20 protein-coding genes and 1 tRNA gene are annotated in these 24,769 nt (G+C 69.6%); 11 read left to right on the forward strand and 10 right to left on the reverse strand.

The window, feature by feature from the left end; translation table 11 throughout:
* The first annotated feature begins 7 nt into the window (after positions 1 to 7).
* A complete protein-coding gene (gene hemB / locus AC1DP3_RS02300; RefSeq protein WP_477290896.1) occupies positions 8 to 1,021 on the forward strand; it encodes a porphobilinogen synthase in 1,014 nt (337 codons plus the stop codon).
* Between the two features lie 5 nt (positions 1,022 to 1,026).
* Positions 1,027 to 2,346 carry a glutamate-1-semialdehyde 2,1-aminomutase gene (gene hemL, locus AC1DP3_RS02305; RefSeq protein WP_477291843.1) on the forward strand — a complete coding sequence of 440 codons (1,320 nt, stop codon included), beginning with the start codon at positions 1,027 to 1,029 and terminating at the stop codon, positions 2,344 to 2,346.
* Between the two features lie 80 nt (positions 2,347 to 2,426).
* Here the strand turns inward: hemL and AC1DP3_RS02310 are convergent, their stop codons facing one another.
* The 3 genes from AC1DP3_RS02310 to AC1DP3_RS02320 all read right to left on the reverse strand — a co-directional run bounded on the left by AC1DP3_RS02310 (position 2,427) and on the right by AC1DP3_RS02320 (position 5,667).
* Positions 2,427 to 3,077, reverse strand: coding sequence for an NADPH-dependent F420 reductase (locus tag AC1DP3_RS02310; protein WP_477290898.1), 651 nt, complete (start codon positions 3,075 to 3,077; stop codon positions 2,427 to 2,429).
* 67 nt (positions 3,078 to 3,144) lie between these two features.
* A complete protein-coding gene (locus tag AC1DP3_RS02315; RefSeq protein ID WP_477290900.1) occupies positions 3,145 to 3,999 on the reverse strand; it encodes a formate/nitrite transporter family protein in 855 nt (284 codons plus the stop codon).
* A gap of 66 nt (positions 4,000 to 4,065) precedes the next feature.
* Positions 4,066 to 5,667: a dolichyl-phosphate-mannose--protein mannosyltransferase gene (locus AC1DP3_RS02320; protein WP_477290902.1), complete on the reverse strand. Its 1,602-nt coding sequence runs from the start codon at positions 5,665 to 5,667 to the stop codon at positions 4,066 to 4,068.
* Between the two features lie 24 nt (positions 5,668 to 5,691).
* On the opposite strand from AC1DP3_RS02320, the gene rsmI reads away from it, so the two are divergent.
* From rsmI to AC1DP3_RS02335, 3 genes are all read left to right on the forward strand, one after another.
* On the forward strand, positions 5,692 to 6,513 hold the full coding sequence (gene rsmI, locus AC1DP3_RS02325) for a 16S rRNA (cytidine(1402)-2'-O)-methyltransferase (protein ID WP_477290904.1): 822 nt from the start codon (positions 5,692 to 5,694) through the stop codon (positions 6,511 to 6,513).
* Between the two features lie 92 nt (positions 6,514 to 6,605).
* Positions 6,606 to 8,183: a methionine--tRNA ligase gene (gene metG / locus AC1DP3_RS02330; protein WP_477290906.1), complete on the forward strand. Its 1,578-nt coding sequence runs from the start codon at positions 6,606 to 6,608 to the stop codon at positions 8,181 to 8,183.
* 96 nt (positions 8,184 to 8,279) lie between these two features.
* Positions 8,280 to 9,158, forward strand: a complete 879-nt coding sequence (locus AC1DP3_RS02335; protein ID WP_477290908.1) for a TatD family hydrolase — start codon at positions 8,280 to 8,282, stop codon at positions 9,156 to 9,158.
* 16 nt (positions 9,159 to 9,174) lie between these two features.
* On the opposite strand, the gene AC1DP3_RS02340 is transcribed toward AC1DP3_RS02335, so the two are convergent.
* From AC1DP3_RS02340 to AC1DP3_RS02355, 4 genes are all read right to left on the reverse strand, one after another.
* Positions 9,175 to 10,425 (reverse strand): MFS transporter, encoded by a 1,251-nt coding sequence (locus tag AC1DP3_RS02340; protein ID WP_477290910.1) that lies wholly within the window; start codon positions 10,423 to 10,425, stop codon positions 9,175 to 9,177.
* Positions 10,426 to 10,507: 82 nt separating this feature from the next.
* Positions 10,508 to 12,532: a glycosyl hydrolase gene (locus AC1DP3_RS02345; RefSeq protein WP_477290912.1), complete on the reverse strand. Its 2,025-nt coding sequence runs from the start codon at positions 12,530 to 12,532 to the stop codon at positions 10,508 to 10,510.
* A complete protein-coding gene (locus AC1DP3_RS02350) occupies positions 12,529 to 13,260 on the reverse strand; it encodes an HlyD family secretion protein (protein WP_477290914.1) in 732 nt (243 codons plus the stop codon). The genes AC1DP3_RS02345 and AC1DP3_RS02350 overlap by 4 nt, the downstream gene beginning before the upstream one ends.
* Positions 13,257 to 14,981, reverse strand: coding sequence for a glycosyltransferase family 2 protein (locus AC1DP3_RS02355; protein ID WP_477291845.1), 1,725 nt, complete (start codon positions 14,979 to 14,981; stop codon positions 13,257 to 13,259). The genes AC1DP3_RS02350 and AC1DP3_RS02355 overlap by 4 nt, the downstream gene beginning before the upstream one ends.
* 237 nt (positions 14,982 to 15,218) lie before the next feature.
* On the opposite strand from AC1DP3_RS02355, the gene rsmA reads away from it, so the two are divergent.
* Both rsmA and AC1DP3_RS02365 read left to right on the forward strand, forming a co-directional pair.
* The gene (gene rsmA / locus AC1DP3_RS02360; protein ID WP_477290916.1) at positions 15,219 to 16,058 is read left to right on the forward strand and encodes a 16S rRNA (adenine(1518)-N(6)/adenine(1519)-N(6))-dimethyltransferase RsmA; all 840 of its coding nucleotides are present in this window, start codon (positions 15,219 to 15,221) and stop codon (positions 16,056 to 16,058) included.
* 131 nt (positions 16,059 to 16,189) lie between these two features.
* Complete coding sequence (locus AC1DP3_RS02365) at positions 16,190 to 17,137, forward strand: phosphodiesterase (RefSeq protein ID WP_477290918.1); 948 nt, start codon at positions 16,190 to 16,192, stop codon at positions 17,135 to 17,137.
* On the opposite strand, the gene AC1DP3_RS02370 is transcribed toward AC1DP3_RS02365, so the two are convergent.
* Positions 17,085 to 18,668 (reverse strand): stealth family protein, encoded by a 1,584-nt coding sequence (locus tag AC1DP3_RS02370; protein WP_477290920.1) that lies wholly within the window; start codon positions 18,666 to 18,668, stop codon positions 17,085 to 17,087. The two genes, AC1DP3_RS02365 and AC1DP3_RS02370, sit on opposite strands and share 53 nt — an antisense overlap.
* A 167-nt stretch (positions 18,669 to 18,835) precedes the next feature.
* Here AC1DP3_RS02370 and AC1DP3_RS02375 point away from each other — a divergent pair, with 167 nt between their 5' ends.
* From AC1DP3_RS02375 to AC1DP3_RS02385, 3 genes are read left to right on the forward strand one after another with little or no spacing between them, the layout of a single operon-like run.
* Positions 18,836 to 19,903, forward strand: coding sequence for an aldo/keto reductase (locus AC1DP3_RS02375; protein ID WP_477290922.1), 1,068 nt, complete (start codon positions 18,836 to 18,838; stop codon positions 19,901 to 19,903).
* Positions 19,900 to 20,832, forward strand: a complete 933-nt coding sequence (locus AC1DP3_RS02380; protein ID WP_477290924.1) for a 4-(cytidine 5'-diphospho)-2-C-methyl-D-erythritol kinase — start codon at positions 19,900 to 19,902, stop codon at positions 20,830 to 20,832. The genes AC1DP3_RS02375 and AC1DP3_RS02380 overlap by 4 nt, the downstream gene beginning before the upstream one ends.
* Positions 20,833 to 20,859: 27 nt before the next feature.
* Positions 20,860 to 22,185: a GNAT family N-acetyltransferase gene (locus AC1DP3_RS02385; RefSeq protein WP_477290926.1), complete on the forward strand. Its 1,326-nt coding sequence runs from the start codon at positions 20,860 to 20,862 to the stop codon at positions 22,183 to 22,185.
* 32 nt (positions 22,186 to 22,217) lie between these two features.
* On the opposite strand, the gene AC1DP3_RS02390 is transcribed toward AC1DP3_RS02385, so the two are convergent.
* Both AC1DP3_RS02390 and AC1DP3_RS02395 read right to left on the reverse strand, forming a co-directional pair.
* Entirely contained in the window at positions 22,218 to 24,038 is a 1,821-nt protein-coding gene (locus AC1DP3_RS02390; protein ID WP_477290927.1) for an ABC-F family ATP-binding cassette domain-containing protein, read from the reverse strand.
* Positions 24,038 to 24,547, reverse strand: coding sequence for a MarR family winged helix-turn-helix transcriptional regulator (locus AC1DP3_RS02395; RefSeq protein WP_477290929.1), 510 nt, complete (start codon positions 24,545 to 24,547; stop codon positions 24,038 to 24,040). Before AC1DP3_RS02395 ends, AC1DP3_RS02390 begins: the two co-directional genes overlap by 1 nt.
* A gap of 150 nt (positions 24,548 to 24,697) precedes the next feature.
* On the opposite strand from AC1DP3_RS02395, the gene AC1DP3_RS02400 reads away from it, so the two are divergent.
* A tRNA-Gln gene (locus tag AC1DP3_RS02400) sits at positions 24,698 to 24,769 on the forward strand.

The following is a 24,769-nucleotide window of genomic DNA, read 5'->3' on the forward strand; positions in this document are numbered from 1 at the left end:
AGCATCCATGTCACTCCACGGTGCCCACCGCATCCACGATGCGGCGTTCCCTGCGGCCCGTCTGCGGCGCCTGCGTGCGACCCCGGCCTGGCGACGCCTCACGACCGAGACGCGCCTGCACGCGTCCCAGCTCGTGCTGCCGCTCTTCGTGGCTGAAGGCGTGTCGGATCCGCAGCCCATCGCGTCGATGCCCGGCGTCGTCCAGCACTCGACAGAGTCACTGCGGGCCGCGCTCGGCCGCGCGGCGGCGGCCGGCATCGGGGGAGTGATGCTGTTCGGGGTGCCCGAGCACAAGGACCCGACCGGCTCGGGTGCCACCGACCCGGAGGGCATCCTCAACGTCGCCACTCGCATCGCCGCAGCCGAGGTCGGCGATGCCCTGGTCGTGCAGACCGACCTCTGCCTCGACGAGTTCACCGATCACGGCCACTGCGGGGTCCTGGACGCCCAGGGGAGGGTCGACAACGACGCGAGCCTCGAGCGCTACCGCGAGATGGCGCTGGCACAGGCCGACGCGGGCTCGGCCCTGCTCGGCCTCTCCGGCATGATGGACGGCCAGGTGGCCGCGGTGCGCGAGACGCTCGATGCGGGGGCCAGGCAGGACGTCGCTCTGCTCGGCTACGCCGCCAAGTACGCGTCGGCGTTCTACGGCCCGTTCCGCGACGCCGTGCAGTCATCGCTGGAGGGCGACCGCCGCTCCTATCAGCTGGATCCCGCCAACCGACGCGAGGGAGGCCGCGAGATCGCCCTCGACGTGGCCGAGGGCGCCGACATCGTGATGGTGAAGCCCGCGATGTCGTACCTCGACGTGCTCGCCGACGCGGCCGCCGTCTCGCCCGTGCCCGTGTGGGCCTACCAGGTGAGCGGCGAGTACGCGATGGTCGAGGCGGCGGCCGCGCACGGCTGGATCGACCGGGAGCGGGCGATCGACGAGTCGCTCACGAGCATCGTCCGTGCGGGCGCCGATGCCGTCCTCACCTACTGGGCTGTCGAGGCCGCAGAACGGTGGGCGCGCGCATGAACGCGATGACGAACGCGGATGCCGCAGCCCGCGCGCGGGCGGTCATCCCCGGCGGAGTCAACTCGCCCGTGCGCGCCTTCGGCTCAGTCGGGGGAACGCCGCTGTCGATCGTCGCCGCGCGCGGTGCGACGGTCACCGACGTCACCGGCCGCGAGTACATCGACCTCGTGGCGTCGTGGGGGCCTGCGCTCCTCGGCCATGCCCACCCCGCGGTGGTGGCGGCGGTTCAGGAGGCGGCATCCCGCGGACTGTCCTTCGGCGCATCCACCCCTGGCGAGACGGAACTGGCCGAGCTCGTCATCGACCGACTGAAGATCGACGGATCACAGGGGATCGAGAAGCTCCGCCTGGTCTCGACCGGCACCGAGGCGACGATGACGGCCATCCGCGTCGCCCGCGGGGCGACCGGGCGCGATGTCATCGTGAAGTTCGCGGGCCACTATCACGGGCACTCCGACGGGCTCCTGGCCGAGTCCGGCTCGGGCATCGCGACGCTCGGCCTTCCCGGCTCGGCGGGCGTCCCCGCCGACATCGCGGCGCTGACCCTCGTCCTGCCTTACAACGACCGCGACGCGGTGCACGCGGCCTTCCAGGCGCACCCCGGGCGCATCGCGGCGATCATCACCGAGGCGGCGGGCGCCAACGCGGGCGTCCTCGCGCCCGAGCCGGGCTTCAACGACTTCCTCCTCCGCACCGCTCACCAGCACGGCGCCCTCCTCATCCTCGACGAGGTGCTGACGGGCTTCCGCGTCGGTCCCGCCGGCTGGTTGGGCCTCGAGCGGGCGGCCGGCGGGTCCTGGGTGCCCGACCTCGTGACGTTCGGCAAGGTCATCGGGGGAGGGATGCCGCTCGCCGGCATCGGCGGTCGCGCCGAGCTGCTCGACCTCCTCGCGCCGCTCGGTCCCGTCTACCAGGCGGGCACGCTGAGCGGCAATCCGCTGGCCGTGGCTGCGGGGATCGCCACGATGCGGCTCGCGGACGCGGACGTCTACGCACGAGTGGATGCTGCGGCATCGGTCGTCTCGACAGCGCTCGATGAGGCGCTCTCCGAAGCCGGCGTCGCGCACGTCGTCTCGCACGCCGGCAGCCTCTTCTCCGTCGCATTCCGCGACGGGGAGGTGCGCGACTACGCCGACGCGCGCGATCAGGAGGCCTGGCGCTACCCGGCGTTCTTCCACGCGATGCTGGATGCCGGTGTCTCGCTGCCTCCGAGCGTCTTCGAGGCGTGGTTCCTCACGGCCGCGCATGATGAGGCCGCCCTGGACCGCGTGCTGGATGCGCTGCCCGCGGCCGCGCGCGCCGCGGCCTCCGCCTCGCGCCCCTGAACTGAGCACGAAACGGGCGCCCGCACCACGGGCGGAGGTGCGCAGCTCTCGCTCGGCACCTCCGCCCGCGGTGGATGGAGTCAGGCTGCGACGCCGGCGCGCACCGCCTTGTCCAGGCCGTCGACGAGCTCGTCGCGGTTCACGGGGACGCCATAGGCAGGCTGATCGCGCTCGATCCTCCAGCTGTCGGCCAGCGGCCCGATGTTGACGGTGTCGAAGCCGAACTGGTCGTACAGGTCGGTGACGATCTGCGCGGCATCCGCGTGGTCGCTCGCCGTGGCGAGAGCCCGTCGGCCGGGCGTGCCTGCGGGTGCGCCGGCGGTGGTGATGTCGGCGGCGAGGATGTGATTGAAGCCCTTGGCGACCCGGCTCGTGGGCAGGTGCTCCTGGAGCAGGCCCGAGGTGGTGGCGCGGCCCTCGTCGAGGGCGGGCACGCGGCCGTCGCGCTCCCAGTAGTAGTTGTTCGTGTCGATGACGACCTTGCCGGCGAGCGGCTCGACGGGCACTGAGGTGTAGGCCTTGAAGGGCACGGTCACGACCGCGATGTCCGCGGCCTCGGCAGCCTCCTGCGGTGAGGCGGCGCGCGCATGGGGGCCCAGTTCGTCGATGAGCCCGGCAAGGGTCTCGGGGCCACGCGAGTTCGAGATGACCACCTCGTACCCGTGCGCCACCGCCGCTCGTGCGACCTGGCTGCCGATGTGTCCTGCTCCGATGATTCCGATCGTTGTCATGATGAGGGCCAACGGATGCCGCGCTCGGACATTCCCGATCTGCGTCGCAGAGTGAAACAGTGGCGCGTCAGTCGGCGACGACGGGCTGGACCCCAGTGAGCGTCCCGATCACGACGGGCTCGGCATTCGGAAGCTGAGCGGTCTCCATCCGCGGTGAACCGCCGACGACCCAGTACGCCATGCCCACGACGATCGCCCCGCCGACGAGGTTGCCGAGGCCCACCCACAGGATGTTGGTGCCGAAGAGGGCCCAGGTGGCGTTCGGATCGCCCGTCATGAGGCCCAGCGTGTAGGTGGTCATGTTCGCCACGACGTGCTCGTACCCCGACGCGACGAAGGCCAGCAGAGCCCAGAAGAGCACCGCGAGCTTCGCGCCGTCGCTCGTCAGGCGGGCGCACATCCAGATGCCCAGGCAGACGAGGGTGTTGCACAGGATGCCGCGCACGAACATCTCGAGCGGACCCTCGCCGGCCTTCGCGGCGAGCATGTCTTCGAGCATCGCGCCGGCGGCGGGATTGGCGTGCAGCACACCCGACACGGCGACGAGCACGCCGAACACCGCTGCTCCCAGCAGGTTGGCGATGAAGGTGAAAGAGAGGGCGCCGGCCGCGCGCCACGGCCTGATCGCGCCCATGAGCGTGCCCTGGGTGAGTGTCATCATCGACGAGGTCACCAGTTCGGCTCCCGCGAACACGACGAGCGTGAGCGCCACCCCGAAGACCAGCCCGCTCACGAGCTTGCCCATGCCCGTCTCCGCGGCGATGAGGGGCGCTGCGACGTTCAGCATGAGCACCACGGCGATGCCGACGTACGCCCCGCCCAGCATCCCCGAGACCGTGAATCGTGCGGGGTTCTGCAGTCCGTGGACCTTGTGTGCAGCGGCGTCGGCCTGAAGGTCCAGAGCCTGCTCGATCGTGCGCATTCCCCGATTATCACATGTGGTCAGACCACAAGCAAGACCACGCCCGTCCCGTCGAGTCGGGGAGGACTACACCCAGCCGTCCCTCTTGAAGTGCCAGAACCAGAATTCGTACGAGACGGGCATGGCCGTCCACACGGGATAGAACCACGCCGACACGACGACGACGGCCACGATGAAGAGGCCCGATGCCCACCGGCCTAGGGCGAGCCCACCACGGGTGCGCAACTGCGCGAGGTCTCGCAGCAGGGTGGTGAGCGCGAGGATCATGAACGGCAGGATGACGATCGTGTAGAACTGGAAGATCGTGCGGTCGGGGTACATGAGCCACGGCACGTACGTCGCGACGACCCCGGTCAGGATGAGCCAGTCGCCTCCGTCGCGCTTCGCGATGCAGCGCCACACGAGGTAGATCACGGCGATGACCGCCGCCCACCACAGGAGCGGGTTGGCGATGCTCGTGATTCCCTCGGAGCAGCCGTTGCCGCCGGAGGTGCAGCCGTTCTCGCCCGTCGCCGAGCCGAGATAGAACATCGAGGTGGGCCTGAGCATGAGAGGCCACTGCCATGCCGGGCTGGCGTAGCTGTGCGGCGACGACAGGCTGATGTTCGAGTTGTAGATGGCCTGGTGGTAGATCCAGAGGCTCTGCAGCGGCAGCGGCACCCACGACCAGATGCCGGTCGCGGGCGAGGCGTCGGCCGAGTGCCGATCGTAGCCGCCGTCGGTCAGCAGCCATCCTGCCCAGGAGGCCACATAGACGACGACGGCGATCGGGACGAAAACCAGGAAGGTCGCGACTCCCTGGCGGAGGGCGGCATCCGTCGGCCACATCCCGATGCCGGCCTTGCGGCGATTCAGCGCGTCATCGACGACGAGGTACACGCCGAGCGCCGCCATCACGTAGACGCCCGACCACTTGACGGCCGTTGCCGCGCCCAGGGCGACACCCGCGGCGAGGATCCACGGGCGGTTCCAGAACACCGGACCCCACATCGGGGCGAGGCCGTCGACCGTGCGAGCCTCGATCGCGGCCTGGAGCCGCTCGCGATGCCTTCGCCGGTCGAGCAGCACGAAGAGGAAGCCGAGGACGACGAAGAAGGTCAGGATGCCGTCGAGGATCGACACGCGGCTGAGGACGATGCCGAGCCCGTCCACCGCGAGGAACAGCGCCGCCACCGAGGCGTTGACGATCGAGCCGCCGAGCGCCCGCGCCACGAAGTAGAGCACGAGCACGGTCGCCGTGCCGAACAGGGCGACCGAGAACCGCCAGCCGAAACCGGAGTCCGCGCCGAACAGTGCCATGCCTGCGCCGATGATCCATTTGCCGAGCGGTGGGTGCACCACGTAGCTCGGGTTCGACGTGAAGATGCCGGTCTCGCCCGCGAGGAACCGAGTGTCGGCGTCCTCCGGCCATGACGACGGATAGCCCAGATGCCACTGGCTCCAGGCATCCTTGACGTAGTAGGTCTCGTCGAACACGATCGCGTGCGGATGCGCGAGGTTCCAGAAGCGCAGGATTCCGGCGAGCAGGGTCACGAGCAGGGGTGCGAGGACGCTCCACACGCGATGCACGCGCGGGTCGGTGTCGAGCCTCAGGCGCCATCGCTCGTAGAAGCTGGGCCGCGCCTCGCGGACGAGCGGCGGCAGCAGCGGCTCGGAGGTGGCGGTCACGGTGTCAAGCCTAGGCTGGGCGTCGTGATCATCCTCGCCGCGACCCCCATCGGCAATCTCGGCGATGCGTCGCGCCGCCTCGTGGAGGCGCTCGAGTCGGCCACCGTCATCGCCGCCGAGGACACCCGCACCACCGTGCGCCTCCTCTCGGCACTCGGCGTCGCCAATCGGCCCCGCCTGATGGCGCTGCACGACCACAACGAGAAGCAGCGTGCTGCCGAGCTCGTCGAGCTCGCCCGGGAGCAGGATGTCCTGCTTCTCTCGGATGCCGGAATGCCGACCGTGAGCGATCCGGGATACGGCGTGGTCGCCGCCGCGGCAGAGGCGGGCGTCGTCGTGACCGCCATTCCGGGGCCGAGTGCGGTGCTGACGGCGCTGGCCGTGTCGGGCCTTCCGACCGACCGGTTCTGCTTCGAGGGCTTCCTGCCGCGCAAGCCGGGCGAGAGGCGCGGGGCGCTCGCCACCCTCGCGCGTGAGCCGCGCACGATGGTCTTCTTCGAGTCGCCCGCTCGCATCGGGGCATCTCTCGCCGACATGGCCGTCGCGTTCGGTGCCGACCGGCGCGCGGCGGTCTGCCGCGAGCTCACCAAGCTCTACGAGGAGGTCGCCCGCGGCTCACTGGCCGAGCTGGTGTCGTGGGCCGAGCCCGGCGTGCGCGGCGAGATCGTCGTCGTCGTGTCGGGCGCGCAGCGCGCCGATGTGGCGTTCCCCGAGGCGGTCGCACAGGTTCTCGGCCTGGTGGCCGAGGGCACGAGGCTGAAGGATGCGGCGGCCGAGGTCGCCGGAGTGACGGGTCACTCGTCGCGGGAGCTCTACGGCGCGGCGCTCGAGGCCCGCAAGGGCTGAGCCCGATCGCCGCACAGGTCGGCGGAGGCCGCCGAGGGGGGTGCGACGTCACACCGGCCGGGCCGGGCATCCGTCCAAACTAGAATCCTGTGGTGACTTCCGGCAGTTCCTTCTACATCACCACGCCCATCTACTACCCGAGCGATGTGCCTCACATCGGCCACGGGTACACGACGGTGGCCGTCGACACGCTGGCGCGCTGGCACCGCCAGGCGGGCGATGACACCTGGATGCTGACGGGCACCGACGAGCACGGCCAGAAGATGATGCGCGCGGCCGCCGCCAACGGCTCGACGCCGCAGGAATGGGTCGACAAGCTCGTGAGCGAGTCCTGGTTCCCGCTGCTCACGACCCTCGACGTGGCCAACGACGACTTCATCCGCACGACGCAGCCTCGCCACGAGGAGCGCGTGAAGCAGTTCGTGCAGGCGATCCACGATCGCGGCTACATCTACGCGGGCGAGTTCGAGGCGCTGTACTGCGTCGGCTGCGAGGAGTTCAAGACCGAGGCCGAGATCGTCGACGGCGAGGGCCCGTTCGAGGGGCTCAAGGTCTGCGCGATCCACTCGAAGCCGCTCGAGCTCCTCCAGGAGAAGAACTACTTCTTCAAGCTGAGCGAATTCCAGGACCGGCTGCTCGAGCTCTACTCGAGCGTTCCAGACTTCATCCGTCCAGAGTCGGCGCGCAACGAGGTCATCTCCTTCGTCAAGCAGGGGCTGAAGGACCTGTCGATCTCCCGGTCGACCTTCGACTGGGGCATCACGGTCCCGTGGGACGAGTCCCACGTCATCTACGTGTGGGTCGATGCCCTGCTGAACTATGCGACGGCCGTCGGCTACGGCAGCGATCCTGAGGAGTTCGCGCGCCGCTGGCCGGCCTATCACGTGGTGGGCAAGGACATCCTGCGCTTCCACGCCGTCATCTGGCCGGCGATGCTCATGGCGGCGGGCGTCGAGGTGCCTCGCGGTGTCTTCGCCCACGGCTGGCTGCTCGTCGGCGGCGAGAAGATGTCGAAGTCGAAGCTCACGGGCATCGCTCCGACGGAGATCACCGACGTCTTCGGCTCGGATGCGTACCGCTTCTACTTCCTCTCGGCCATCGCCTTCGGGCAGGACGGGTCGTTCTCGTGGGAAGACCTCTCGGCCCGCTACCAGGCCGAGCTCGCCAACGGCTTCGGCAACCTCGCCTCGCGCACCACGGCGATGATCGAGCGCTACTTCGACGGTGTCGTGCCTGCGCCTGGCGACTACTCCGAGGTCGATCTCGGCGTGCAGAAGACGGTGGCGGATGCCGCAGCCGCCGCCGACGCGGCGATCGAGCGCTTCCGCATCGACGAGGCGATCGCCGCGATCTGGACGATCGTCGATGCCCTGAACCTCTACATCACCGAGAACGAGCCGTGGGCGCTCGCGAAGGACGAGGCGAAGCGCGACCGCCTCGGCACGGTGCTCTACACCGCCGCCGAGGGCCTGCGCGCCCTCGCCGTGCTGCTCTCGCCGGTCACCCCGGTGGCGACGGAGAAGCTCTGGGTGGCGCTCGGTGCCGCCGAGACGCTCGGCAGCCTGCAGGATCAGCCCATCCGTGAGGCGGGCGCGTGGGGCATCCTGCCCCCCGGCGCGGCGGCGAGCGCGCTCGCGCCGCTCTTCCCCCGCGTCGAGCAGACCGTCTAGCCGAATGGAACTGCAGAACTCCTTCACCGGCGCGCTCCGCCGGGCCCTGCGACCCGCTGACGCAGCCGATCAGCTCGAATCGACGGAGTTGTGCCGATGACCGACCCGAGCAACTACGTCCGCACGCGGCACAACGACGGGAAGCGCGACGTGCGCTGGCCCGAGGCTCCCGAGCCGCTCGCCGTGCCCGTCTACGACAACCATGCGCACCTCGAGATCGCCGACGGCGACGAGCCGCTCACGGTGGCCGATCAGCTCGAGCGGGCCGCGGCGGTCGGCGTCATCGGCGTCGTGCAGGCGGGCGGCGACATCGAGTCGAGCGTGTGGTCGGCCGAGGCCGCGGCATCCCACTCTCGTGTTCTCGCCGCGGTGGCGATCCACCCGAACGAGGCGCCGGCATATGCCGAGGCCGGCAAGCTCGGCGCGGCGATCGATGTGATCGACGGGCTCGCGGCGCAGCCGCGCGTGCGGGCGATCGGCGAGACGGGACTCGACTTCTTCCGCACCGAGGAGGCGGGTCTGCCCGCGCAGTTCGAGAGCTTCGAGGCGCACATCGCACTGGCCAAGAAGCACGGCATCGCGATGCAGATCCACGACCGCGAGGCCCATGACGCCGTGCTCGAGACGCTCGAGCGCGTCGGGGCACCGGACCGGACTGTTTTCCACTGCTTCTCGGGCGATGCTGACATGGCGCGGATCGCCGCCGACCGCGGCTATTACCTGTCGTTCGCGGGCAATATCACCTTCAAGAACGCGCAGAACCTGCGCGATGCGCTGGCGATCATTCCCCGGGAGCGGATCCTGGTCGAGACGGATGCCCCTTTCCTCACGCCGACTCCGCACCGGGGTCGTCCGAACGCGCCGTACCTGATTCCCGTCACGCTGCGGTTCATGGCCGCTGAGCTGGGAGCGGAGCTCGATGAGCTGTGCGGGCAGGTCGCGGCCAACACGGTCGAGGTCTACGGCGCGTTCTGAGTCGGTTCAGGGCAGGTCAACCGGTCGCCGCGGCGATTGCCGGCGGCGCTGCGGCGATGTGCGAGATCGAGCGCCACACGAGCGCCAGGGTGACGGCCGAGCCTGCGAAGGCGAACCACCACGGCGCGGTCAGCCCCCACGCCTGCGCGATGACTCCGCCGAGGAACTGTCCGACGACGAGGCCGCCGAAGACGCCCACCATGTTCACCGAGGCGATGCGCCCCTGCAGCTCCATCGGAACCAGACGCTGGCGCACCGTCGTCGATATGGTGCCCCACACGAACGCGTATGCCCCGAACCCGAACATGATGGCGAACGCGACCGCCGCTGACGTGGTCAGTGCGAACGAGAGGTGCATCACGACCTCGAGCGACAGGCAGACCCGCATCAGCGTGGCGAAGGAGATGTGGCGCTCCAGCCAGCCGAAGCTGAAGATGCCGACGAGCCCGCCCAGTGCACTCGCGCCCATCAGCGCGCCGTAGCCGACCGCACTCATGCCGAGATGCTCGGTGGCGTACAGGACCAGGACGCCCCACGGTGCCGCCCACGTCACGTTGAAGACGAAGATGATGAGGACGAGGGTGCGCACCGGCGCGTTGGCGCGCAGCCACCGCAGGCCCTCGCGGATCGGCTGCCGCTTCGTCCCCGAAGGAGTGGGCTCCCGGTCGGGTATCGGCGTGCGCGAGATCCTCGAGATGAGGACGACCGCGAGCGTGACGCAGAGGATCTGAACGAGGAACGGCCAGGCCGATCCGAGCGCGAAGAGGAAGGCGCCGAGCGGCGGTCCGGCGAGCTGATTCGCCACCAGGTACCCCGACTGCATGCGGGCGTTGCCGATCCCGAGGTCCACCGGACGCACCAGCATCGGCAGCAGGGTGCTGCCTGCGGAATCGGCGAAGACCTCGGCGGTGCCGTACAGGAACGCCGTGGCCAGGACGATCCAGACCGTCGCGGTCCCCGTCACCAGGAAGACCACCAGTGCCAGCACGACGACCGCGCGGAGCCCATCGGCGAGCATCACCAGCCGGCGGCGGTCGTGATGGTCGGCAACGGAACCGGCGAGCAGTCCGAACAGCAGCCACGGCAGGAACTGCATCATGGCCCCGGATGCGACGAGGATCGGCGATGAGGTCATCGACGCGATGAGCAGCGGCGCCGCTGACAGGGCGATGCCGTCGCCCAGATTGCTCGTCCAGGACGACGCGAGCAGCCACCGGAAGTCCGTGCCCAGGCGGCGAGGTGCGATCAGGTCGCCGAGCGAAGGCATCCGCCCATCCTAGAAGCGGACGGGCGGACGCGTCGCCTGCCGGCCTGGGAGCCGACAGGCGACGCGTGGCGTGTCGCTACTGCTACTGCTCCTGCGACAACCGCACGGCCGCCAGCCAGGCGAGCATCGCCGACCGCGAATTGCCGTCGTCGAGCTCGTCATCCGGGAGCTGTGAAGCGGCTTCCGTCGCGGCGTCGAGCGCGTCAGGCCCGCCCAGCGCCGAATACATCAAAACGTAATCGCCCAGCGGACCGGAGTACGCCTTCTCACCGCCCGCTTCCGCGACGTTGGCCGCCACGCGATCCTGTGAGCCGGCGAGGTAGTCCAGCGAGATCGGGCCCACGGGGAGGATCTGGATCCCGAGGATCGCCGACGGCTCCGGGCTGAACCAGGTCGCGTAGTCCCGCTTGCCGCCCCACGTGAGCGAGACGATGCCGTGCTCGTACGCGTCCGGCAGTTCATCGACGTCGGGCTCGAGCCACAGCGAACGGGCCGCGGATGCCTCGGCCGAGAGCATCCAGTCCGCGCGCTCGGTGAGGTCCTCATCCCCACGCGCCCGGGCCCACAGTGCGAGACCGTTCCACGCGCCGACGGCTTCGGAGCTGGACTCCTGGTTGTTGCCGTCCGCGAAGGGGGAGGGCCCCGACGCCCAGGAGTGGCCGCGATACGGATCGAACACCCGGAGCACCGGCAGCATGTCGCCCTCTGCCCCACTCGCGACGTCGGCCGCGAGCACGTCGAGCACGGGAGCGAGCTCCTTCAGGGTTTCGGGTCGATAGTCGGCCAGCGCGGCGCCTGCGGAGAGGAAGTAGCCGTAGTGGAAGTGGTGGTCGTTGGCCTCCTCGGAACCGAACGACGGTGTCAACCCCACCACCGTCCGGAGCTGGTCGTCGTACACGAAGCAACGTGCGTCTTTGGTCTGGCAGCCCTGCGGGTCCAGCCACGGCTCCAGGTCTTTCCACAGCAGGTCTGCTGCCCGATCCGCGATCTCGGGCTCGTCGAGATCACGCGCGAGGGAGAGGAACCCCGCCATGCGCGCGAGGCTCTTGCCGCCGAAGTAGGTGTCGGCGGGCGCGGGCTCGGCGGCGTCGATGTCCGCCGCGAGCTGCGAGACGAGGGCCTCTCGTTCCGAAGTCTCGAGTCCGTCCAGGTCGTATGAGCGGCTCGCCTTCAGCCGAGGCACCGACCACTCGAGGGTTCCCGCGGCGCACGCCTCTGCTCTGCCGTACGCGGTGTCGAACGTGCCCAGCTCGCAGGTGGCATCGGTGTCGCGACCGGGGAACGGCACCACGATGGTGTCTCCCTCGCCGGCGTAGACCAGCCGCGTCGCGGCGGAGTCGCCGCCGACCGAATAACTCACTTCGACCTCGGACACCGGGGTGGTGAGCGACTCGGCCCACGCTTCGACGCTCGAGTCCTCCGGCACGGCGAACCACTGCGCGGTGCCGCCGCTCGGAACGAGCAGCGCGCCGTCCTCGTCACGTGCCTCCGGGGCGCGCACGCCGTACACCGTGCCGTCCACCCGCGTCTCCCACACGCCGTCGCCGGCGCTTTTCAGGGCATCGGACGGACGGAGCACGGTGTCGCGCGTGGCGAGGAACGACACGACCGGCGAGCCCTCCGCGATCGTCAGCCTGCCGAGAGCCCCGTCGTCGTCGGAGTACTCCAGCGTCACGGATACCGGGTCGTAGCGCACGACGTCGAACGAGGTCGATCCGATCTCGACGGAGAGTCCACCAGCGAAGGGAGTGGCGATCGTGTTGGCTGAGGCCGCCACCTCCGGGAGATCTACGGTGAACCCGTCCCCACGCGCTGCGAACGCGAGAGGGAACGGGAAGACCGGCTGGGGCTCGTCGCCGAACACGAGACCGGAGAACCACCGGTTGGTCGGCGGGGCGAGGCCGTCCGCCAGGCGCGGCATCTCGAGGTCCGCGATCTGCTGGACAGGAAGATCCTCGATGCTGGTCGACGCAGCGGGTGTCAGTGTCTTCCACTCCCCGTCGGTCACGGCATCCCCTGCCGATTCCGTGGTGGGGGCGGTGCAGCCGGCGAGTGCGGCGATGACAGCCAGCACCGCGATGGAGGGGGCCGCGTGGCGACGGGTCATAGGCCGACCTTTCGAAGGAGGTCATGGAGCGCGTCCGACACGCCGGCGAAGGGGCCGTCGTCGCGCAGGTGGATGCTCACCGAGACCGGGGTGCCCGGCTGGAAGAGTCCGCTCGCCCGCGCCTGGTCGAGCGGGGCGCTTTCGATCCTCACGGTCGACAGTGCCTGCCCGTCGACCGTGTCGACATCGATGCCTGCCACTTTTCCGATCAAGGTCTCCTGGCTGGGCAGCAGCACCTCGGCTTCGGCGTTGTCCGCGATGCGGGCGTAGTCGCGCGCGCTCAGAACGATCTCGGCTTCGACGTACAGCGACTGAGCCTTGTCGATGCTCGCGATCACGCCTCCTGCTGCGGCGAATCCGCCCTGCGGCACTCCGATCGACTCGATCGTCCCGTCCACCGTCGCGATGACGGTCGACGTGCCCTCCTCATCGATTCCGGCGATGACAGCGGGGTCGGCGACATAGCCGGAAGCGATGTCCCGGCGCAGCTGGAGGCTGTGCACGTCGAAGAGCGGATCTCCGGCGTGGACCTCGTCCCCGGCCTCCACGTACTGATGCGTGACGATGCCGCCGTAGTCGGTGCCGACCGGGTAGCTCTCGGCGACGAGCATCGCCGTCGTGCTGAGAGCGCGGTTCTGCCGCTGCGTGAAGAGCAGGGTTCCGGCGGCGACGATGGCGAGGACGAGGATGAGACCTGATGCAAGTCTGAAGCGGTTGCCCCACGTCATGATGATCGACCTCCTGTCGGGTTGAGCTCTCGGCGCCGGCGGCGCGAGTGCGAGGTGCTGGACTGCTGTGCGTCGGGCTGCGTTGAGTCGGGCCGCGCTGAGTCCCGCTGTGCGGGGGCCGGCCGCGTCGCGTCCTGCCCAGCGACGGCCGCCTCGAGAGGGAGCGGACGCGCGACGACGGTGATGGGCTCGACCTCGGCCGGCGCCTCGACGACCGGCACGCGCTCGCGCAGCTGGCGCAGATGGCGGGACTCCCGCATGACGGCGACGAGGAAGGCGCCCATGATGACGGTGTTCGTGGCGTTCCACGCCGTGGCGAGCGTGAACACGCCGTTCTCGGCATCCCGCCACACTCCCACGACAGTCGTAAGGGCCAGGAAGACGAAGAACAGGATCTGCGGGATCGCGTAGTTGAATGGCGACTTCGTCGACGCAGAGCCCGTCACATGCCATCCCACGTCTTTGCCGGTCACCACATTCGACAGCGCTTTGACATAGATGGGGAACGAGACGGTCGCCAGGGTGAGCGTCTCCCAGCGGAATGAGCCCACGGCGAACCACGCGAGCAGGATCTGCATCAGATAGAACCCGGCGTAGTACAGCGCCCACGTCCACACGGTCAGGTCGAGATTCATCGGCCGCAGCTCGAGGTAGATCTCGAGGGGCGGAACCAGAAGGAGCAGCAGCGGACAGATCCCTGTCAGATAGAAGGATGCCGTGACGAGGTACTGGATCCGCTGGTCCGCCGTGAGCCTGCGCTTCGGGCCGAGGGGGTTGTGCCTCAGCAGGATCTCGAAGCCGCCGGTCGCCCATCGCAGCTGCTGCTTGCTGTAGGCCTCGACGGTCTCGGGAGCATCGCCGACCGCGAGGACATCGGGGATGAAGACGGATCGCCAGCCGCGTTCGTGCAGGGTCAGCGCCGTCCACACGTCCTCGGACTTGGAGTCCGTGTAGATCCCCCCGATCTCATCGATCGCCCTCCGCCGGAACACCACGTTCGTGCCGACGCAGAAGGCTGCGTTGAAGCGGTTGCGGCCGGGCTGGATGAAACGGTAGAAGACCGTCTGCATGTATGCGGCACCCCGCGCGATCACCGTGTGGAGGTTCCCATACGCCTGCGGGGTCTGGACGAACGCGATCGAGTCGTTCGCGAAGAAGGGAAGCGTCTCGTTCAGGAAGTCGGGCCTGGGGGCGAAGTCCGCATCGAACACGGCGAAATAGGCGCCCTTCGCCAGCGTGAGCGCGTGGTTGATGTTGCCGGCCTTCGCCCCGTTGGAGCTCAGTCGGCGGACATACCAGGCGCCGAGCTCGGCGGCGAGATCGCGCACCTCGTCCGAGCGGCCGTCGTCGAGGATCCAGGTGCGGTGCCTGCCGCGGATCGCCAGGGCTGCCTCGACGGTTCTGCGGATCGTGCCGATGTCCTCTCCGTAGACCGTGACGAAGACGTCGACGAGCACCGGCTCGCCATTCAGGTGCGGCGTGTCATCCCCCTCAGCGAGCGGGGGCAAGAGCTTGGTCGCCGCGTCGTGATAGGCGAAGTCGCGGGGATTGTGGCCGCTCGAGAGGATCGTCCACATCGAGAGCAGCGCGTGCGCGACGAGAATCGTCTCGGCGACGATCACCATCGCGTAGGGGAGGAGGTCACCGCGATTCCGCGGGTCGAGCAGGAATGCTCCGTACGCGAGGACGCCGATGGTTGCCACGATGACGAGAAGGATCATCACGGGCGACGGCTCGTTGCGCGTCGGTGGGGGAAGAGTGGGTGGGGCGGTCTGTCGGGCGGGTGGGCGTGTCAAAGGAGGCTCCGTCTCATCGGCCAGGTTCGGGGCAGTGGGGCCGCGAAAGCGCTGGGACGAGCAGCTCGCAATTCCAGGCTAAAGTGCCTGCGCGAGGCCAGATTTCACCCAGGTAAAGGGTGTATGAAAATCGTTTGAAGGCGGGATCGCTACTGTGGTGGCATGCCCGTGTCCCTTCTCCGTGCCGCCGAGATCCGCGCACTGGCCGCCGAACTCGACGTCACGCCCACGAAGAAGCTGGGGCAGAACTTCGTCGTCGATGCCAACACGGTGCGCAAGATCGTGCACGTCGCCGGCGTCAAGGCGACCGATCGCGTCGTGGAGGTCGGCCCCGGACTCGGCTCCCTGACGCTCGCGATCCTCGAGACCGGAGCCTCGGTCACCGCGGTCGAGATCGACCACCGGCTCGCCGAGCGGCTGCCCGAGACTGCCGCGGCGCACGGCGTGGGGAACGGCGCGCTGACGGTGCTCGACGCCGACGCGCTGCGGGTGACCGAGCTTCCGGGCGACCCAACGGTGCTGGTCGCCAACCTTCCGTACAACGTCAGCGTCCCGGTTCTCCTGCACTTCCTCGAGACGTTCCCGAACCTGCAGCGCGGGGTGGTCATGGTTCAGGCCGAGGTCGGCGAGCGTCTCGCCGCTCCGCCGGGCTCGAAGATCTACGGCGCACCGAGTGTGAAAGCCGCGTGGTACGGGCCGTGGCGGCTCGCCGGCGTCGTCTCACGTCAGGTCTTCTGGCCCGTGCCGAACGTCGACAGCGTCCTGGTGGGGTTCGAGCGCGATGCCGAGGTGCGGGGGAGCGAGGACGAGCGGCGCCGCACCTTCGCGATCGTGGATGCCGCCTTCCAGCAGCGCCGGAAGATGCTCAGGCAGGCGCTGTCACAGGTGCTCGGGGGCACATCCGCAGAGGCGACCGCTGTCCTCCACAGAGCAGGAGTCGCCGCGACCGCGCGTGGCGAGGAGCTGTCGATCGAGGACTTCGTCCGCATCGCCCGCGCCTGAGCGATACGTGGATGTTCGGCCAGAGTTCACGTCGTGTTGCCGCCCGGTCACGAAACATGCCCGTAACATTGACCCGCGCCTCGAGAGCCGGGGAGTGAGCGGGTCCGCATCCCGCCAGGGGGATGACGACCATGCGCACCGCAGAATACCCGGCGCCCGAGCGCGTGCTGCTGCACCTGAGCGACACCCATCTGCGCGGCGGTGACTCGCGCCTCTTCGACCGCATCGACTCGACGGAGCGGCTCGCTCGCGCGCTGCGCTCGATCGAGGCATCCGGCATCCGTCCCGATGCACTCGTGTTCACCGGTGACCTGGCCGATTGGGGTGAGACCGACGCGTACGCGGCGATCCGCGAACTCGTCGAGCCCTTCGCCGTACGCCTGGGCGCCCCCGTCCTCTGGGTGATGGGCAACCACGACGATCGCTCGGGCTTCCGCGAGCACCTGCTCGGCGAGCGGGGCGTCGATCCGCTCCGGCCTGTCGATCGTGTCGACGAGCTCGACGGCCTGCGAGTCGTCACGCTGGATTCGTCGGTGCCTGGTGAGCACTGGGGTGAGCTGCGGGACACGCAGCTCGAGTGGCTTCGCGAGGTTCTGGCGACTCCCGCACCGCTCGGCACCATCCTCGCGATGCATCACCCGCCTGTGCCGGCCGTGCTGCCTCTGGCCGCGAGCGTCGAGCTGCGCGATCAATCGCGACTCGCGAGCGTCCTGCGCGGCACGGACGTCCGGGCGATCATCGCCGGGCACCTGCACTACTCGACCTTCGCGACCTTCGCCGGCATCCCCGTCTCGGTCGCCTCAGCCACCTGCTACACGCAGGACCTCACGGTGCCGGTCGGCGGCACGCGGCCGCAGGACGGCGCGCAGTCGTTCAATCTGATCCACGTTTACGACGAGACCGTCGTGCACTCCGTCGTGCCGGTCGACGTCATGATCCCGCTCGAGCACATCGATGCCGCCGAGGCGCAGCGCCGGCTCACGGCGGCGGGCATCGTGGCCGCCCCGGCTCACGGTCACGGCAGCCTCAGCGTCGTGCGGAAGGATGCGCCGACCGAGCCGCTGACTGTTCTGCGCTGAGCTCGGCTCGTTCCCACGGGGCTCGCACGGGGAACATCCGCTCGAGCGTCGTGTGCAGGGCGTTGACCCGCACGTCCTCGGGGATCTCGGGCGTCCCGCCGTCGTTGAGGCAGAACATGTCGACGTCCCGACGGTCGGCGAGGGCCTCCATGCGACGCAGCGAACGGGCCATCGTCGTCTGGACGTAGCGCACGCGGGGACGCCGGGTGACCACCGCCCGCCCGGTCATGAGTGCGTAGTAGTGATAGAGGCAGTTCGTCACCGAGATGTCGGTCGCGGAGCGGAAGCGCGAAGACGCCGTGCGCGTGAAGTCGTCGGGGAACGAACGCTCCATCTCCGACAGGATGCTGCGGCGCAGCGGTGTCGCGCAGTGCTCGAGGTCTCGCACGATCGTGCGTCCGAATCGCTCGCGGAGGAGGGCCCGGTTGACCCGCAGAGCGTTGTCGTGACCGCTGCGCTCGGCCGCGGGATCTCCCGCGCCGATGCGGACCTCGCACTCGACGAACTTTGTGACGCCGGCGGAGGTGAAGAAGAGGTCGGGCTCGACGCGACGTGCGAAGAACATGTCGTCGTTGGAGTACAGGAAGTGCTCCGCCAGCCCGTCGATGCGGTGCAGCTGCGCCTCGACGGCGTGCGAATTGTGGATCGGGAGGGCCGAGGTGTCGGCGAAGAAGTCCTCGCTGCGGACGATCGTGACCTTGGGGTGGTCGATCAGCCAGGCGGGGGCGGGGGAGTCGGTGGCGATGAAGATCCGCCGCACCCAGGGCGCGTGCATGTGGACGCTGCGCAGCGCGTAGCGCAGCTCGTCGACCTGGCGGTAGCGGGCGGGCCCGTCGTCGCCGTCGCCGACGACGTAGCCGGCCATCTGGGCTGCGCGCTGTCGCTGGAACTCGTTCGAGGACCCGTCGACCCACGAGAAGACGATGTCGATGGGCTCGGTGAACTCGTCCGGCTGCGGGTCGAACATGCCGTCGATCGTGCGCCACTGGCGGCCGTAGCGCTCGACCGTCGAGTAATGGACGTCGTCGGCGTCGGTCGAGGCGCGAAGAAGCGCGTTGGCGACCGGAGCCTCGATGACCTCGCCGAAGCGCCAGAACTCCAGGCGTGCGCCGGTCGACGCTCCATAGCGCAGACCGCTCAGGCGGGTGATCCGCGGACGGTAGGCCCGCCAGGACGAGGGCTGCTCGGGCGCGTCATCCACTTCGGCGGCGAGGGTGGCCGTGCCTCGGCGGGGCTTGAGGTACAGCGGCTCGTGGCGTCCCAGGGAACGCAGGGCGTCGAACGCGGCATCGCGATCTGCCAGGTCCACCACGATCGCCGGGGCGCGATCCTCGTGGCGGATGAGTGTCGTCGCGATGCCGGCAGTTTCGAGCGTCGCCGCGACGAGCAGAAGATCCTCGGTCTCGGCATCCGCCGCCGTCACCGAATCGTGCTGCAGATGCAGGATGCCGCGATCCAGCGTGACATCGGTGCGGGTGAGGAGCGCCGACCACGTGTGGGTCTCGACGGGCAACACGGAAAGTGCCGGCATGGGGCCTCCAGAGGGCGAGAGAAGACGAGGGTGTCCGGCAACCCTACGCACACCTTGTTTCGACCTCGTTTCTCTCGGGCCCCCCTTGACAGATCATCGGGCGGATGCGGGGTGGCCTTTCCGGCGCGGGCAGGCGGCGCGGCATCCCGGCACGCTAGCCTCGAACAGTGACCGATCCATCGCGCTACCGCTCCCGTGGCGGAGACCTCCACCGGCCCTATTCTGCGGCGGATGACCGCTACGAAACCCTCGACTACCGCAAGGTCGGCACCTCGGGTCTGACCCTTCCGCCCATCTCGCTCGGACTGTGGTGGAACTTCGGCGACAACATCCCCTTCGACCGCCAGCGCGAGGTGCTGCGCCACGCCTTCGACAAGGGCATCACGCACTTCGACCTGGCCAACAACTACGGTCCGCCGTACGGCTCGGCCGAGACGAACTTCGGCCGGATGATGCGTGAGGACTTCGCGCCGTATCGGGACGAGCTGATCATCTCGTCGAAGGCCGGCTACGACATGTGGGACGGACCGTACGCGAACGGGGGCTCGCGAAAATACCTGCTCGCGAGCGCCGAGCAGTCGCTCACGCGCATGAGCGTCGACTACGTCGACATCTTCTACTCGCACCGATACGACCCGGACGTGCCCATCGAGGAGACGATCGGCGCCCTCGACACCCTCGTGCGACAGGGCAAGGCCCTGTACGTCGGCATCTCGTCGTACAGCGCGGAGCAGACCGTCGTGGCCGCGGCCGTCGCGCGGAGCCTCGGGACGCCGCTCGTGATCCACCAGCCCTCGTACTCGATCCTCAACCGCTGGGTCGAGGACGGTCTCACGCGGGTCCTGGAGAAGGACGGGCTGGGCGCGATCGCGTTCACCCCGCTCGCCCAGGGACTGCTGACGAACAAGTACCTCGGCGACGGCAGCGCCGAGCGCTCGCAACAGCGGTCGTCGCTGGGCGGCCGCCGCCTGACCGACAAGGCGCTCGCGACGCTGCGGGGCCTGGACGTCATCGCCCAGGAGCGCGGGCAGACGCTCGCGCAGTTCGCGATCCAGTGGGTGCTGCGCGATCCGGTGGTGGCCTCGGCGCTCATCGGCGCCTCCTCAACCGCCCAGATCGACGAGAACGTCGCCGCCCTCGCCGGTCCCGGGTTCACCACCGAAGAGCTCGAGCAGATCGATGCCCTCGCCGACGCGATGGACCCGAACCCCTGGGTGGAGTCGGCCCAGCCGTGACCGAAGCCGCCGTCGCCGACCGCATCCACGTGCGGGCCCCGGGGAAGATCAACGTCTTCTTCGAGGTCGGCGACGTGCAGGACGACGGCTATCACGATGTGGCCTCGGCGTATCAGGCGGTGTCGCTGTACGAGGACGTCTGGGCCGAGCGCGCCGACGACTTCTCGATCTCGATCAGCGGCACCGTGGATGTGTCCGAGGTCCCGGCCGACGACCGCAACCTCGCACTCCGCGCCGCGCGCCTGGTCGCGCAGCGCGCAGGCTACGAGGGGGGCGTGCACCTCGACATCGTCAAGCACGTTCCGGTGGCCGGCGGCATGGGCGGAGGATCAGCGGATGCCGCGGCTGCCCTCGTCGCATGCGATCTGCTGTGGGGCACCGACCTCGGCGGCCAGGAGCTGCAGCGCCTCGCCGCCCGGCTCGGCGCCGACGTGCCGTTCTCGCTGCTCGGCGGCACCGCGATCGGCACAGGCCGGGGCGACCAGCTGAGCCCTGCGCTGGCGAAGGGACGCTTCGACTGGATCATCGTGACCAGCGACGGCGACGGCCTCTCGACGCCGGTGGTCTACCAGCACCTCGACGTGCTGAGGGCCGAGCGCGCGGTGGACATCGCTCCTCCCCGCCGGGTGCCGGTGGTGGACGCCGGGGTGCTCCAGGCGCTTCGCGCCGGTGATGCGACGGCGCTCGCAGAGCACGTCCGCAACGACCTCCAGGCGGCGGCGCTGTCACTGCGCGCCGATCTGCGGCAGGCGCTCGAGATCGGCGAGCAGGCCGGCGCTCTGGCGGGGCTCGTCTCGGGCTCCGGCCCTACGCTCGCGTTCCTCGCAGCCGGACCCGAGCCCGCACTCGAACTGCAGGTCACACTCGCGTCCGCCGGCCTCAACGCAGTCCACGTCCACGGCCCGGTCCCCGGCGCACGACCTCTCTGAAGCACCGTCACTCGAGGAAGGACCCTCATGTCGGACGACATCGCGAGCGCGCAGCACCAGGGACCGCTCGACCCGGCCTCGTCGCGTGCGCTTGCCGAGCAGGGCCTCGACCTTCGCCTGTTCTCGAGCACCGATCTGCCGGGCTTCACGCAGTGGAATCGCGCCGTCGCACGGGGCTTCCTGGATGGCGAGCCGACCGCGACCCAGCTCGAGGCGTCGTTCGAGCGGTCTTCTCGGCGCCGGACCGTCGGCGTCCTCGATCCCAGGGGACCGGAGCCGGAGCTGCCGGTCGCGACGTTCGCCTCGTGGGTCGCAGAACTCTCGATCCCGGGCGGCCGCGGCATCCCGTCGGTGGCGATCAGTGCCGTCACTGTGGCGGCTACGCACCACCGGCGGGGCATCCTGCGGTCGATGATGGAAGGCGAGCTCCGCCGCGCCGACGCCCTGGGAGTGCCGGTCGCCGTGCTCACTGTCAGCGAGTCCACGATCTATGGCCGGTTCGGATTCGCGGCTGCCGCCATGAGCGGAAACCTCACGATCGACGTCCCGAGGGCGCAGTGGACAGGCCCGCGTCCCGATGGGCGCGTGGACTTCATCTCGCGCGAGCGCTTTCGCCAGCTCGCCCCTGAGCTGTACGAGCGGGTCCGTCTCGCCTCGCCCGGCGAGATCGAGATGCCGGAAGGGCACTGGGATCGGCTCGCGGGCACGCGGCCGGATGCAGAGCACCCCGAGCGGCTGCGGGCAGTCCGGTACGCCGATGCCTCCGGGGCAGAGCGGGGCGTCGCGCTGTACTCGTACCGCGAGAACCATGACGACTTCGCGAGGTCGAAGGTGCGGATCGACAGGCTCATCGCCGAGACGCCCGATGCCTATGCCGCACTGTGGCGGTACCTCCTCGAGCTCGACCTCGTCGGCGAGCTCGAGGCACCGGTCATGTCGGTGCAGGAGCCGGTGCTGTGGATGATCGCGGATCGACGCGCCGCAAGGCTGTGGGTGGGCGACCACCAGTGGGTGCGCATCCTCGACGTGCCCGCCGCGCTGCAGGCGCGCCGTTATGCGTCACCCGGCGCCGTGGCGCTCGAGGTGACCGATGATCTCGGGTTCGCTGCCGGCCGCTGGATCCTCACGGTGGGCGAGAGTGGTGCGGGGTCGGTCGAGACGTGGCAGGGCGAGGTGGTTCCCGACGGCGTCCCCGCCGTCCGCCTCGGCGTCGCGGATCTCTCTGCGGTCTATCTCGGTTCCGTGTCGCTCACGGCTCTCGCCGCAGCAGGGCGCGTGCAGTCGACGGATGCCGCAGCCGCCGCGCGGATCTTCTCCTGGTTCGAGCCGGCGCGACTGAGCTTCTGGTACTGAGGGACTGAGGAACCCCGCGGAAAGCCCGCGGGTCAGCTCTCCAGCGTCTCGCTCAGCTCGAGCCAGCGCTCCTCGAGCCCGGCGACCTCGGCGCTCGCCGTCCTGCGGCGCTCCTGCAGGGCGAGCAGCTCGGAGTAGTCGTCGTGACTGTCGGCCAGCTTGACATCGACGGCGTCCAGTTCGGACTGCAGCCGCCCGAGCCTCCGGTCGATGGCCGACAGCTCCTTCTCGGCGGTGCGGCGCTCGGCTCCCGACAGCGCCGGGGCTGCGGAGCCGGATGCCGGCCCCTTCGAGGATGAAGCGCGTGGGGGAGCGGCATCCGCTTTCGACTGCTGCGCAGTGCGGAGCCGGAGGTACTCCTCCAGACCTCCCGGCAGGTGCCGCAGGTGCCCGTCGAAGATCGCGTACTGCTGGTCGGTGACGCGCTCGATGAAGTACCGGTCGTGCGAGACGACGATGAGCGTTCCCGGCCAGGAGTCGAGCAGGTCTTCGAGCGCCGCCAGCATGTCGGTGTCGAGGTCGTTCGTCGGCTCGTCGAGGATCAGCACGTTCGGCTGCTCGAGGAGGATGAGCAGCAGCTGCAGGCGGCGCTGCTGACCGCCCGAGAGGTCCTTCACCGGGGTCGAGAGCTGCGCGCTCTCGAAGCCCAGCCGTTCGAGCAGCTGGCCCGGCGTGAGCTCCTGGGACTTCGAGCCCGCCCCGAAGACGTAGCTCGTGCGCAGCCCCGCGATCACGACGCGCACCGGGTCTGCGAGGTGCGGCTCCAGGTTGTCGATGCGCTGCGTGAGCGTCGCCACCTGGACGGTCTTTCCGCGCTTGACGCGCCCGGACGTGGGCTCGATCGTGCCCGAGATCAGCCCCAGGAGGGTCGACTTGCCGGCGCCGTTCACGCCCAGGATGCCGGTGCGCTCGCCGGGTGCGAGGCGCCACTCGATGTCGCGGAGCACGGGCGGATCGGCGGGGTCGTAGGTCACCGAGACGTCGAGCAGATCCACGACGTCCTTGCCGAGGCGCGAGACCGCGAGTGACTGCAGCGCGATCCGGTCGCGGATCTCGGGCACATCGGCGATGAGCTCGTTGGCGGCGTCGATGCGGAACTTCGGCTTGGAGGTCCGCGCGGGGGCGCCGCGCCTCAGCCAGGCCAGCTCCTTGCGCGCGAGGTTCTGGCGCCGGGCCTCGATCGTGGCCGACTGCCTGTCGCGTTCGACCCGCTGCAGGATGTACGCGGCGTATCCGCCCTCGAAGGGCTCGACCAGGCCGTCGTGGACCTCCCACGTCGCCGTGCAGACCTCGTCGAGGAACCACCGGTCGTGCGTGACGACGAGCAGAGCGCCGGAGGACCGCGACCAGCGCCGCTTCAGGTGCTCGGCGAGCCAGGCGATGCCTTCGACGTCGAGGTGGTTGGTCGGCTCGTCGAGCGCGAGGACGTCCCAGTCGCCGGTCAGCAGGCGGGCGAGGGCCACGCGGCGGCGCTGGCCTCCCGACAGCGGGGCCACCGACCCGTCCCAGTCGAGATCCGTGAGGAGCCCGGCGATGACATCGCGCACCCGCGCATCGCCCGCCCACTCGTGGTCGGGGGTGTCTCTGACGACGGCCTCGCGAATGGTCAGGCTGTCATCGAGCGTGTCGCCCTGGTCGAGGACGCCGACGCGGACGCCTCCGCGCAGCGTGACGCGTCCGGCATTGGGCTCGAGACGTCCGGCGAGCATGGCGAGCAGGCTCGACTTGCCGTCGCCGTTGCGTCCGACGATCCCGATGCGGTCGCCTTCGTCGACGCCGAGAGACACGGAGTCGAAGACGACCTTCGTGGGGAACTCGAGGTGCAGGGCCTCTGCACCGAGAAGATGGGCCATCAGGCGTCCTCGCTCACATCGAAGCCGAGGCTCAGCTTGCGCAGGAGCGAAGCGAGCCGTTCCCGGTCGCCCCGGGGGAGTGCTGCGAGCAGGACCGCCTCGGCGTCCACCAGACGCGTGATGGCGGCATCCACTCGCACCCGCCCGTCTTCGGTGAGGGTGACCAGGATGCTGCGCCCGTCGTCCGGGTCGTTCTCACGTCGCACCAGCCGCCGGCCGACCAGCCGGTCGATGCGGTTGGTCATCGTGCCGCTCGAGACCAGCGTCTGCTGCAGGAGCTGCTTGGGGCTGAGCTGGAACGGCTCGCCGGCGCGCCGGAGGGCCGAGAGGACATCCCACTCCCAGGGCTCGAGCTCGCTGCGCCGGAACGCATCCCGCCGCGCGCGGTCGAGATGCCGCGAGAGGCGGTCGACCCGGGAGAGCACGCCGAGGGGTGAGAAGTCGAGGTCGGGGCGCTGTGCGGTCCACGCCTCGACGATGCGATCGACCTCGTCCGCCTCTTGAGCCATCCCTCCATTATCGAGGGCGCGCCCCGGCGCCGCCGACCTCGGGCGCGCTTCTCCACGCTCACGGCGACGGTCCGGAAGCGAGGGAGGGCCCGAACGGGTGGCCGTCCTCCATGGCAGACTGGACGGGGTCGTCCCGCAGGGCTCGGCCGGTCCGCCGTGGTGTAATGGCAGCACGACAGCCTTTGGAGCTGTTAGGTCTAGGTTCGAGTCCTGGCGGCGGAG

The organism is Microbacterium sp. P5_B6, from assembly GCF_056400345.1.